An 11,268-nucleotide genomic window follows, 5' to 3' on the forward strand; every position below is an offset into this window, starting at 1 on the left:
GGCGTGCCTTGCTCGACAAAGGCCAGCAAGGCCTTGCCTTCTTCATCCACCGCCAGCACCGGCACCCAGTGCGCATATAGTGCGCCGGTGGCGTAGAACTTGCGGCCATTGAGCACATACTCGTCGCCATCGCGGCGGATGGTGGTCTGGATGTCCAGCACCGTCTTGCCACCGGCTTCGGAAAAGGCATTGCCATAGCGCTGGCCGCGCAGCACCAGGTCAAAGAAGTAACGCTGCTGCTCCGGGCTGCCTTCCAGCCGGATGTCTTCCACCAGGCAATAGTGATTTTGCGGAATCTGTCCCAGCGACGGGTCTGCCGCCGAAATGATGGCAATCACCTCGGCCAGCGTGACGGCGGACACCTCGGCACCACCAAAGGCACGCGGCACGGTGATGCCCCACAGGCCGCTGCGCGAGAACAATTCCACCTCGTCAAACGGCAGCTTGCGTTGCTGGTCGCGCAGCGCAGCCTGCTCGGCCAGTTGCGGAGCCAGTGCGCGTGCCACTTGCAGGGCTTCGGCATCATTACGGATCACCGGCACGCTATCCGGCGTGCTGACAAGAGGAGAGGATTCCAGTACGGCGCTACTCATGGTGCTTTCCTTGTCGGCCGCCAGTCAGAAACAGGCAGCGGGATGGCGAAATGTTCTGCCATCTCTTTGCAAACAGCATGCCAGCCATTTATCTGTTTAATTTCAACAGCTTGAAAATATCTCACCCACAAGAATGCTGAATCGCCAGCAGCAGCATTGCTGCACGGCTGCTGCCAACCCAGCAAGCACAAACCCTCAGCACAAACAAAAACACCCGCCATGGCGGGTGCAGGAGGCAGAACGGCAAGGCCGGATCAGGCCGGCTCTCCGACTGGTGCAGCGCTTGTCAGCGCTGCCATTTCGGTTCGTTCGCGATAGGCAATCAGGTCGGCAATGGTGATGATGGGCAGGCCGTGCTGGCGGGCAAAGTTCAGTAGTTCGGGGCGGCGTGCCATGCTGCCATCGTCGTTGACGATTTCACACAGCACGCCGGCCGGGGCCAGCCCGGCCAGCCGCGACAGGTCAAGCGCCGCCTCGGTGTGCCCGGGGCGCGCCAGCACCCCGCCCGGTGCGTAGCGCAAGGGGAAGATATGCCCCGGCCGGGCAAAGTCGCTGGCCGGAATGCGGCTGTCCGCCAATGCCCGCAACGTGGCGGCGCGGTCGGCGGCGCTGATGCCGGTACTGGTGCCGTGCAGGTAGTCCACGGTCACGGTGAAGGCGGTGCGCTGCGATTCATTATTGCTGCTTACCATCAGCGGCAGTTGCAGCTGGTCCAGTCGCTCGCCGGTCAGTGCCACACACACCACGCCACTGCTGTAACGCACCAGAAAGGCCATCTGCTGCGCGGTGATTTTTTCGGCGGCGATGATCAGGTCGCCTTCGTTTTCACGGTCGGTATCGTCCACCACCACGGCAAAGCCACCGGCGGCAATGGCGGCAATGGCTTGTTCCACACTGTCAAAATCGTCTTCAACTGCTTGCAGGTTCTGGGTCATCTTGGGTCTCAGGAATAAAACGAGGGGGTCGGGTACTGGCCATTCAGTGCCCAGTCACCCAGCTCTTGCAGCTTGTAGTCCAGCGGGTCGTGCAGGCTGTGCACGCGCAAATTGCGCCAGAAGCGGTCCAGCCGCAGGGCGGCGCTGGTGGCGCGCGCGCCGGTCACGTCGAAAATGCGGCTGGTCAGGTCCAGCCCGCTGCGGCTGGCATGCACCTTGGCGGCGGCAATCTGCAAGGCCAGCTGACCACGGCCTGCCTCATCCAGCGCATCGCCCTGCTGCCAGGCCTCATCCAGCTGGTGGGCTGCGTGGTCGGCCAGCAAACGCGCACCTTCCAGTGCGGCCTGGAATTCACCGTAATGCAGCAGGGTATAAGGGTCCTTGTTGGCCGACTCCGCCAGCGAGGCGGGCCACAGGCGGCGCTGCTCCAGCGTGTAGCGCCGGGCTTCGGCCACCGCCCCTTCGGCAATGCCCAGATAGATATTGGTCAGGATCAGCTGGGCAATCAGCGGACGCAGGCAGGCGCGGGGCGTGGACAGCGGACCGGGTTGCAGCAGCAATTCATCCGCCCTTACCCGTACCTGCTCGAAACGGGCAGAGCCGCTATCGGTCTGGCGCTGGCCGATATTGTCCCAGTCCTGATGAATGTGCACGCCTTCCCGAGCGGTGGGGATGACGGCAATCAGCAAACCACCCTGCCCGGCGCGCAGGGCCGAGGCCAGCAGCATGTCCGAATCGGTGGCGCCGGAGCAGAAGCTCTTGTCACCATGAAAGCGGTAACCGTCGCCATCCGGCGTGGCCAGCGTGCGGGTATCCAGCGGATTGAGCGCATTGCCCCAGAACCAGCGCTCGCGCACGGTCTGCTCGAACCAGGGCTGCCATTGGTCGGGCCGACCGAACAACTGGGCGGTGGCCAGCAGCAAGTGCTGGAAGGCAAACACATGGGCCACCGAGCTATCCACCCGTGCCAGTTCACGCACAATCTGCAAGGTAGATGCCCAGCTTTCGCCAAGGCCGCCAAATTCGCGCGGAATGATCAGGCCCAGCAGGCCGCTGTCGCGCAGCGCATCGCGTTCGGCCTTGGGGGTGCCGCCTTGCTGGTCACGCGCAATGGCTGTGCGGGCAAAACGGCTGGCCAGTTCGCGGGCAATGGCCAGCGGGCTGTCGGGCGCAATGGATGAATCAGCCATGCTGCCTCCTGCTCTGGCGATACGGCTGGCCGCCTGATGAAACATTTTTGCTGCTGAATAAATGAATAAGCATGAATTTACCTGCGGCTGAAATTAAACCGGGTGCGGTTTTGCCAGATAGGCATTAGCAGATTGCATGCCAGGTAATTCAGCCTCATTCATGCTGAATCCGGCCAGTTATTGCTGCTGCAGCAGCAATTCATTCATCCGCACTGCTGCGTGTACAGCAGCCAATAAACACGGTGCTGCACCAGCAGCAGCATTCAAAAAACGGATATTGGCTGCCATCCCCGGCTAATTCGAATTCTGCATATATTCCTGATAAATCCTTGGTTTACAGCAGCTGATTGGCACGGTTAAAACTGTTGCCAATGTGTCAGATAGCACACCGTATAAAAGGATGAACGCTTGAACCTGCCCCACCACCTGCTGGCACCCTCGCCCACCGCCAGCACTCCCGCCTCGGCCTGCTGCTGGCGCAGCAGCTGGCTGCCCAGTTTGCGGCTACCGCAGCAGAGCGCGACCACGCCGGCGGCACGCCCAAGGCAGAACGCGACGCCATTCGCGCCAGCGGGCTGCTGGGCCTTTCCATTGCCAGCGAGCTGGGTGGCCTGGGTGCCAACTGGCAGCAAACCCTGCTGGTGGTGCGCGAATTTGCCAAGGCGGACAGCTCGGTGGCCCATGTGTTTGCCTTTCATCACCTGATGCTGGCTACGGTGGAGCTGTTCGGCCAGCCGGAACAATGGCAACCCTGGCATGAAATCACCACCCGGCAAAACTGGTTCTGGGGCAATGCCCTCAACCCGCTGGACGAGCGCACGGTCAGCCGCCGCTTTGACGGCTGGCATGAGTTTTCCGGGCAGAAAAGCTTTTGCTCCGGCGCGCTGGATTCGCAAATGCTGGTGGTTTCCGCCCGTCAGCAGCACAGCGGGCAATTGGTGGTGGCCGCCATTCCCACCGGCCGCAGTGGCATCAGCGTGCAGCAGGACTGGAACAATATCGGCCAGCGCCAGACCGACAGCGGCAGCGTGAATTTCGAGAAAGTACGCATTGAAAACAATGAAGTGCTGGACAATCCAGGCCCGCTCACCACGCCACGCTCCTGCTTGCGGCCACTGCTGGCGCAGCTGATCCTCACCAATATCTACCTGGGGATTGCCGAAGGCGCATTCGAGGAAGCCCGGCACTACACCTTGCACGAGGCACGCCCCTGGCGGGCGGCACAGGTGGACCACACCCACGAAGACCCATACATCCTTGGTCATTACGGCGAGTTCTGGGTGGGGCTGGAGAGCGTGCGCGCCCTTACCGACCGTGCCGGCAACAGCATGGTGGCCGCGCTGGCACGCGGCGAGGCACTGACACAGGACGAGCGTGGCGAAGTGGCCATGCACATTGCCGCGGCCAAGGTGGCCGCCACCCGGATGGGCCTGAACCTGGCCTGTCAAATGTTCGAGGTCACCGGCGCGCGCGCCACCCATGCCGGACTGCGTCTGGACCGGCACTGGCGTAACTTGCGCACCCACACCTTGCACGATCCGGTTGATTACAAATTAAAGGAGTTAGGGGAATGGGCTTTGATTCGCAACTATCCGACACCGACGTTTTATTCCTGAAACCCGCATCGGCCCGCAGGGCCGAGCCAGCACAAGGCCCGGCCATGCCCCTGATCACCCTGCCTAACCGGCAAAGCCTTACCACCTCCATCCGCGCCACGGCACAAGTGTTCGAGGACCCGCTGTCCACTGCCCTGCTTTCCCGGATACAGCTGATTGCCCCCAGCGACGCCAATGTGCTGATCATCGGCGAAACCGGCACCGGCAAGGAGCTGATTGCCCGTCATGTGCACGCGCTGAGCCAGCGGGCCGACCAGCCCTTCGTGGCCGTCAATTGCGGCGCGTTTTCCGAATCACTGGTGGAAAGCGAACTGTTCGGCCATGAAAAAGGCGCATTCACCGGCGCGTTTGCCGCCAAGCCCGGCTGGTTCGAAGCGGCCAATGGCGGCACGGTGTTTCTGGATGAAATCGGTGACTTGCCGCTGAACATACAGGTGAAGCTGCTGCGCATCCTGCAGGAACGCGAGGTGGTGCGGCTGGGTTCGCGCAAGCCCATTCCCATCAATGTCCGGGTGATTGCCGCCACCAATGTGCGGCTGGAAGAAGCCGTGGCTGCCGGCCATTTCCGCGAGGACCTGTTCTATCGCCTGCGGGTGGCTCACCTGGCCCTGCCTGCCCTGCGCGACCGCCCCGGCGACATCCTGCCGCTGGCCCGGCATTTTGTGGACGAATACCGCCAGCGCCTGGGCTATGGCGATGTCGCCCTGCATGCCGATGCCGAGCGCAAGCTGCTGCAACACCCGTGGCCGGGCAATATCCGCGAACTGGAAAACGTCATCCACCATGCCTTGCTGATCTGCAAACAGAATGTGGTGCGCGGCGAAGACTTGCAGCTGTCCTCGCTCCAGCTCAACCGCCGCAACGAACGCCACAGCACACCGTCAAACCCGGCCCACAACAGCCAGGACGCGGACGAAGGACACCAGCAATTGCAGCAGGCCTTGCAGGCCCTGTTTGAAACCAATGGCAGCAATCTGTACGAAGACATCGAAAGCACCATCATCCGCGCCGCCTATAACTATTGCCATCGCAACCAGGTGCAGGCCGCCCGCTTGCTGGGCATCAGCCGCAACATCATCCGCGCGCGGCTGATCCGCCTGGGGGAAATCAGCGCGCTGCGCTAGAAACAATCGGTGCGGGCAACACTCAGGCCCAGGCCGCACCGCCATGCAGGTGCAGCACTTCACCGTTCATGCTGCGGTTGTGCATCAGGAACAGTGCTGCTTCGGCAAATTCGGCTGCCTGCCCCAGCCGCCCCAGCGGCAAGCCGGCCGCCAGTGCCTGCAGCCGTGCTGCATCATCTCCCAGCGCGGCTGCAAGCAAGGGGGTTTCCATGGGGCCCGGGCTGATGACATTGATGCGGCGCGGGGCCAGTTCGCGCACCAGACTGTGCGCCAGGGTTTCCACCGCGGCGGCAGCCACCGCCGCCATCGCCTTGCCCGGCTGCGGACGCTGCACCACCATGCCGGAAGTCAGGGTGATGGACCCCAGCTCTGCCATGCGCGGCAAGGCTGCACGCAAGCAATGCACACTGCCCCAGAAGCGGCTGTCCAGATTACGCTGCAAATCGGCCATAGCCGACTCCGCCAGCCGTCCCGGGCTCAGCACGGCTGCAGTCACCAACAGGTGGTCCAGTTGCGGCAGGCGGGCAAAGAACTGTTCAATCGACGCCGCATCCAGCACATCCACCGGCCAACCGGTGGCAGACTTTCCCAGCTGTGCCAGCGCCTGTCGCAAGCGCTCGGGCTGACGCCCGCCTATCACCACCTGTGCCCCGGCTTGCACGGCAGCCTGTGCGGCAGCCAGCCCCAGCCCGGAACTGCCGCCCACCACCACCACGGTTTGTCCCAGCAATGATTTGTCCTGCATCACCCTGCTCCTGCTTTCAGTGAAAAAACTGATGCTAAAGCCGGAGGAGCAGGGTTTATCCCGGCCTTTTCCTGTCTGCAAATTGACTATGTCTGTAAATATCCCCGGCAAATGGCAGACATGGCGTCAGACACATCCCGGCCAAGCCAGGGTTAGCAACGTAAAAAAGGCATTGCCGCAGCAATGCCTTTTTTGCTTTGGTCTGGATAAGCACCTATTTTTGCCAGGCCAGGCTGTAGAGCTTGTCGTTATTGGCATAGGACTTGCGAATCTGCGCCTTCACCGCCGGGGAGTTCTGGTAGATCTGCACAAACTTCAACAGCCGCGGGTCACGAGCATTGTCTTCGCGGGCGACAAAGCGCAGCGCGTATTGCTCGTCATCCTTGCCAGAGAAGATCAGCGCGCTGCCGGGGTCAAACGCATGGGCCGCCACGATGAAATGCGGATAGCCCTGTGCCAGATCCACATCATTCACCACCCGCACCAGCTGCGGGCCTTCCACTTCCACAAACTCCAGCTTGCGCGGATTGCTGACAATATCACTCAGCTTGCCGCGTGCACCCACGCCGTCACGCAGCTTGATCAGGCCGGCTTTTTGCAGCAACAGCAGGCCACGGCCCTGATTGATGGGGTCGCTGGCAATGGCCACCTTGGCACCGGTTTTCAACTCGCCAAACTGTTTGATGCGGCTGGAGTACAGGCCGATATTGGCCAGGATACCCACCCCTACCGGACGAAAGTGAAAGCCCTGAGTCTTGATGACATTGTCGAGAAAGGCCTGATGCTGGAAGTAATTGGCGTCCAGATCCTTGCTGGCCAAGGCCACATTGGGCGTGGTCCAGTCGGAAAACTCCACCACGTCCACATCCAGCCCCTGCTTTTTTGCCTCCTGCGCCGCCACCTGTACCGAGTCGGCATAGGCACCCGGCGTAACACCTATCTTCAATGCCGCCGCCAGTGCGCCTTGTGACAGCAGCAGGCCGATCAGCGCCAGTGCGCCCAGTTTTTTCTGGTAATACTTCATGATTTTCCCTTGAGTGTGTGATGTTGCTTTGATTTCTTGTCGTGCTAGCGTGGCCGGTAGCCTGCCGCCACATGGCGTTCGGGCAAGCGGTCACCCTCGGCAAACAGCTTGTGGCGCAGGCTGCCTTCGGCATAGGCCGTCTTGTAACTGCCGCGGTTTTGCAGCTCCGGAATCACCAGGTCGATAAAGTCTTCGTAGCTTTCCGGCGTCACGGTGCGGGAAAGGTTGAAACCGTCCACCCCCACCTCGTTGACCCAGCTTTCCAGCTCGTCGGCCACGCTGGCGGCATCGCCCACCAGCGTCGGGTAACGACTGCCCAGTCGGAAGCGCTCCAGCAGCTTGCGCCGGGTCAGCTGGTTGGCAGCGGCGGTTTTGGCCGCGGACTGGATGGCATTGCTGCCACCGTATTCAATCGGGTCGTCCAGGCCATAACGGCTGAAGTCCACCCCGATGCTGCTGGCGAAATGGGCAAGGCCTGCTTCCGGGCTGGCGTACTGCCAGTAGTCGTCAAACTTTTCCTGTGCCTCGGCCTGGGTTTGTCCCACCACGGCAGCGATGCCGATAAAGATTTTCACGTCATCGCTACGGCGGCCGGCGGCCACGCCTGACGGCGGATGTCCTGCACCAGCTGGCGGGTCTTGTCCTTGTCCTGCGCGGCAATGAAGATGCCCTCAGCGTGACGGGCGGCAAACAGCTGGCCACGATCCGAGCTGCCGGCCTGAAACAGCACCGGCGTGCGCTGGCGTGAAGGCTCGCACAGGTGATAGCCATCCAGCTGGTAGAACGGCCCCTGATGGCTGATGCGGTGAATGCGGCTGGCATCGGCAAACACCCGCGCCGCCTTGTCGCGCCGCACAGCCTCGTCTTCCCAGCTGCCTTCCCACAGCTTGTACAGCAGTTCCAGATAATCATCGGCACGGTCATAACGCTGGTCGTGTTCGTCCTGGGTGAGCAGGCCCATGGCGCGCGCACCGCTGTCCAGATAGCCGGTGACGATATTCCAGCCCGCGCGGCCACCGGTGAGGTGGTCCAGCGTGGACATGCGCCGGGCAAACAGATACGGCGGTTCGTAACTGAGATTGGAGGTGACGCCAAAACCCAGATGCTGGGTCACCGCCGCCATGGCAGGCACCAGCAATAGCGGGTCGTTGACCGGCAGCTGGATGGCTTCGCGCGCGGTCAGGTCTATCGACTGCTGGTACACATCGTAAACACCGATGATGTCGGCGATGAACAGGCCGTCGAACAGGCCGCGCTCCAGTGTCTTGGCCAGTTCGGTCCAGTAAGACAGCGTGTTGTAGTCCACCGAGTTGTCACGCGGGTGGGTCCACAGGCCGTGGTTGATGTGGCCGACGCAGTTCATGTTGAAGGCGTTGAGCAGAATCTGTTTTTTCGCCATGTCACAGTGCTCCGTGCCGCGGCGGCAGCACATCGTTCAGCACGTAATTGCCGATGGCGTGGAATTTCCAGCGCAGCGGGTCGTGCAGCGTATGTACCCGGGCATTGCGCCAGTAGCGGTCCAGATTGCGCGCTTCCAGCGTGGCGCTGGTGCCGGCCAGTTCGAACAGCTGGCTGCCGGCCTGCAAGGACACTTCGGTGGTCAGCACCTTGGCTTCCGCCACCGCCACCGAGGCTTCGGCCACACTACGGGCATCGGGGAAGGCCTGTGCCTGCAGCGCGTCCAGCACCCGTCCGGCGCGGCGAAGCAAGGCATCGGCGGCCCGCAAGCGCACCCGCAGATTGCCCACCCGCTCCAGCAAGAGCGGGTCGCGGCTGGCCTTGTCCACGCCGGAATCTATCCAGGGACGGGCATGCTCGCGCACATAGTGCAGGGCTTCCTGGTAGGCACCACGCGCTTGGCCCAGGTCGATGGCGCAGTGCAGGATCTGGGCAAACGGGCCGATGGGAGTGGGCCGGTCAAACGAGGCCTTGAACGGGACAATCCACTCCGGCTCCACCCATACCTGGCTGAAGCTGACCGAGCCACTGCCGGTGACGCGCTGGCCAAAGCCGTCCCAGTCGTCGGTAATCTCCACCCCGGCACTGTCACGCGGGATGAAAGCCAGATAGCTGTCCTGGTTGTCATCCACCACCAGCGTGGGAATCCACTGCGCATACAGCGCGCCGGTGCAATAAAATTTCTGACCACTGACGCGATAGCCCTTGCCCTCCGGCGTCAGCCGGGTGCGGCGCTGGTAGTCCTTGTGGCCGATTTCGGCCAGCGCATTGCCAAAACGCACGCCTGCGAGCGCCAGGCCGTAGAAAAAGCGCTTTTGTTCTGCGCTGCCACCCACGCGCAGCACTTCCAGCGCGTAGAAATGGTTTTGCGGAATCTGCGCCAGCGAGCCGTCCGCCGCGCTGATGGTGGCAATCACCTCGGCCAGCGTGACGGCGGACACGCCGGCACCACCATATTTGCGCGGCACGGTAATGCCCCACAGCCCGCTCTGGCTATAGCCTTCCAGCTCGGCCCAGGGCAGGATGCGCTCACTGTCGCGCCGGGCGGCGTCGCGGGCAAATTCGCCAGCCCAGTGGCGGGCCACTTGCAAGGCTTCTTCATCGCTGTCGATACGGTGGGCCGCCTGCGGCTTGGCCTGCTGGGCCTGCACCGGGCGCACTGCAGCCAGTTCACTCATGCTGCTCTCCTTTCAATTCCATTGATGACGTGCCGGAAACACGCCGTTCAGGCTGTAATTGCCAATGGCGTGGTACTTCCAGCGCACCGGGTCGTGCAGGGTGTGCACGCGGGCATTGCGCCAGTGACGGTCCAGTTGGTGGCGCGCACGGGTGGCGGCCGAACCGGCCAGCTCGAACAGCTTTTCACTGGCTTGCAGGGCAATTTCGGTGGTCAGCACCTTGGCTTCCGCCACGGCAATGGACGCCTCGGCGCTGATGGCATCCGTCACCTCGCCCGTGCGCAGGCGGTCCAGTGTGCGTGCGGCATCGTCCAGTACTTCCTGTGCGGCATGCAGGTCGATCTGCAAGCGCGCCACCGCCTGAATCACATACGGGTCGTCGCTGGCACGGCTGACGCCGGAATCCGTCCAGGGCCGGGCATGCTCGCGCACAAACAGAATGGCGTCGCGCAGTGCCGCTTCGGCAATACCGGCGTCAATACTGGCCTGGATCAGTTGCGAAATGGGCCCGGTGAGATTGGGACGGTCCGCCAGCTGCCATACCGGCAGCAGCTGCGCCTCCTCCACCCGCACTCGCTCAAAACGTACGGTGCCGCTGGCCGTGGTGCGTTGGCCGAACGAGGACCAGTCATCCACCACTTCCACGCCCGGCGCATGCCGTGGCACCAGCACCTGTACGGTCAGGCCGGATTCATCGCGCGCGCGGGTGGGAATCCAGTCGGCAAACAAGGCCCCGGTGGAATAAAAGCGCTGGCCGCTCAGGTAAAGCCCGTCCGCCTCGCGGCTCAAACGGGTAGTGAGCTGCTGCATGGGCTGTTTGCCCTTTTCCGGCCCGGCATTGCCGAGGCGACGCCCGGACAGCACTTCGCTGTAGATGAAGCGCAGCTGGGCCGGCGTGGCCAGCAGGGGGAACAGCTCCAGCACGGCAAAGTGGTTTTGCGGAATCTGCCCCAGCGAGGGGTCGGCCGCGCACAGGATGCGGAACACGCGCGACAGCGTCAGCAGGCTGACGCCGGCACCGCCAAATGCGCGCGGTACGGTAATGCCGCCCAGGCCACTGGCGGAATAACGCGCCAGCTCGGCCCAGGGCAGGCGGCGCTCACGGTCACGCACACCGGCTTCCACGGCAAACTCGGCCGCCAGCTGGCGTGCCACTTCCAGGGCTTCGGCATCGCTGCGGATCAACGCAGCTTCCTGCAGGATTGCTTGTTGAGTCATGAATGGTTTCCGGCTTATTGACGATGATTGAGACGACGCGCCAGCACGTCACCGGCGGTCTGCACCACGCTGACCAGTACCACCAGGCCGGATCAACGCAGCTTCCTGCAGGATTGCTTGTTGAGTCATGAATGGTTTCCGGCTTATTGACGATGATTGAGACGACGCGCCAGCACGTCACCGGCGG

At 62.7% G+C, this 11,268-nt stretch carries 12 protein-coding genes; 2 read left to right on the forward strand and 10 right to left on the reverse strand.

Going from position 1 to position 11,268, the window contains the following annotated elements; genetic code table 11:
• The 4 genes from AWT75_RS19470 to AWT75_RS19480 form a co-directional block, all read right to left on the reverse strand.
• Positions 1-593: acyl-CoA dehydrogenase family protein (locus tag AWT75_RS19470; RefSeq protein WP_193394109.1), on the reverse strand; the 593-nt coding region annotated here is incomplete at its 3' end.
• A complete protein-coding gene (locus AWT75_RS21455; protein WP_153013398.1) occupies positions 590-814 on the reverse strand; it encodes a hypothetical protein in 225 nt (74 codons plus the stop codon). The genes AWT75_RS21455 and AWT75_RS19470, both read right to left, overlap by 4 nt.
• 33 nt (positions 815-847) lie before the next feature.
• Positions 848-1,528 (reverse strand): 3,4-dihydroxy-2-butanone-4-phosphate synthase, encoded by a 681-nt coding sequence (ribB, locus tag AWT75_RS19475; RefSeq protein WP_082086535.1) that lies wholly within the window; start codon positions 1,526-1,528, stop codon positions 848-850.
• An 8-nt stretch (positions 1,529-1,536) separates the two neighbouring features.
• On the reverse strand, positions 1,537-2,718 hold the full coding sequence (locus AWT75_RS19480) for an acyl-CoA dehydrogenase family protein (protein ID WP_062791332.1): 1,182 nt from the start codon (positions 2,716-2,718) through the stop codon (positions 1,537-1,539).
• Positions 2,719-3,191: 473 nt separating this feature from the next.
• Between AWT75_RS19480 and AWT75_RS19485 the strand changes: the two genes are divergently transcribed.
• Positions 3,192-4,334 (forward strand): acyl-CoA dehydrogenase family protein, encoded by a 1,143-nt coding sequence (locus AWT75_RS19485; RefSeq protein WP_239689672.1) that lies wholly within the window; start codon positions 3,192-3,194, stop codon positions 4,332-4,334.
• Positions 4,289-5,458, forward strand: a complete 1,170-nt coding sequence (locus AWT75_RS19490; protein ID WP_275575773.1) for a sigma-54 interaction domain-containing protein — start codon at positions 4,289-4,291, stop codon at positions 5,456-5,458. The genes AWT75_RS19485 and AWT75_RS19490 overlap by 46 nt, the downstream gene beginning before the upstream one ends.
• 22 nt (positions 5,459-5,480) lie before the next feature.
• Here AWT75_RS19490 and AWT75_RS19495 read toward each other — a convergent pair whose 3' ends face one another.
• From AWT75_RS19495 to AWT75_RS19515, 6 genes are all read right to left on the reverse strand, one after another.
• Positions 5,481-6,203 carry an SDR family oxidoreductase gene (locus tag AWT75_RS19495; protein ID WP_062791324.1) on the reverse strand — a complete coding sequence of 241 codons (723 nt, stop codon included), beginning with the start codon at positions 6,201-6,203 and terminating at the stop codon, positions 5,481-5,483.
• Positions 6,204-6,417: 214 nt separating this feature from the next.
• Positions 6,418-7,227 (reverse strand): MetQ/NlpA family ABC transporter substrate-binding protein, encoded by an 810-nt coding sequence (locus AWT75_RS19500; RefSeq protein ID WP_062791326.1) that lies wholly within the window; start codon positions 7,225-7,227, stop codon positions 6,418-6,420.
• Between the two features lie 44 nt (positions 7,228-7,271).
• Positions 7,272-7,802, reverse strand: a complete 531-nt coding sequence (locus tag AWT75_RS23630; RefSeq protein ID WP_204377122.1) for an LLM class oxidoreductase — start codon at positions 7,800-7,802, stop codon at positions 7,272-7,274.
• Positions 7,799-8,626 carry an NtaA/DmoA family FMN-dependent monooxygenase gene (locus AWT75_RS23635; RefSeq protein ID WP_204377123.1) on the reverse strand — a complete coding sequence of 276 codons (828 nt, stop codon included), beginning with the start codon at positions 8,624-8,626 and terminating at the stop codon, positions 7,799-7,801. Before AWT75_RS23635 ends, AWT75_RS23630 begins: the two co-directional genes overlap by 4 nt.
• A 1-nt stretch (position 8,627) precedes the next feature.
• Positions 8,628-9,863 (reverse strand): SfnB family sulfur acquisition oxidoreductase, encoded by a 1,236-nt coding sequence (locus tag AWT75_RS19510; RefSeq protein ID WP_062791328.1) that lies wholly within the window; start codon positions 9,861-9,863, stop codon positions 8,628-8,630.
• Between the two features lie 12 nt (positions 9,864-9,875).
• Positions 9,876-11,081, reverse strand: coding sequence for an SfnB family sulfur acquisition oxidoreductase (locus AWT75_RS19515; RefSeq protein ID WP_062791330.1), 1,206 nt, complete (start codon positions 11,079-11,081; stop codon positions 9,876-9,878).
• Positions 11,082-11,268: the final 187 nt, after the last annotated feature.

Origin of the sequence: Aquitalea pelogenes (assembly GCF_001515305.1) — a bacterium.
GTDB lineage: Bacteria > Pseudomonadota > Gammaproteobacteria > Burkholderiales > Chromobacteriaceae > Aquitalea > Aquitalea pelogenes.

Coding starts and splice junctions, on each gene's coding strand:
- AWT75_RS21455 (WP_153013398.1), bottom strand. CDS start 814: ATGGCGGGTGTTTTTGTTTGTGCTGAGGGTTTGTGCTTGCTGGGTTGG.
- ribB (WP_082086535.1), bottom strand. CDS start 1,528: ATGACCCAGAACCTGCAAGCAGTTGAAGACGATTTTGACAGTGTGGAA.
- AWT75_RS19480 (WP_062791332.1), bottom strand. CDS start 2,718: ATGGCTGATTCATCCATTGCGCCCGACAGCCCGCTGGCCATTGCCCGC.
- AWT75_RS19490 (WP_275575773.1), top strand. CDS start 4,289: ATGGGCTTTGATTCGCAACTATCCGACACCGACGTTTTATTCCTGAAA.
- AWT75_RS19495 (WP_062791324.1), bottom strand. CDS start 6,203: ATGCAGGACAAATCATTGCTGGGACAAACCGTGGTGGTGGTGGGCGGC.
- AWT75_RS19500 (WP_062791326.1), bottom strand. CDS start 7,227: ATGAAGTATTACCAGAAAAAACTGGGCGCACTGGCGCTGATCGGCCTG.
- AWT75_RS23635 (WP_204377123.1), bottom strand. CDS start 8,626: ATGGCGAAAAAACAGATTCTGCTCAACGCCTTCAACATGAACTGCGTC.
- AWT75_RS19510 (WP_062791328.1), bottom strand. CDS start 9,863: ATGAGTGAACTGGCTGCAGTGCGCCCGGTGCAGGCCCAGCAGGCCAAG.
- AWT75_RS19515 (WP_062791330.1), bottom strand. CDS start 11,081: ATGACTCAACAAGCAATCCTGCAGGAAGCTGCGTTGATCCGCAGCGAT.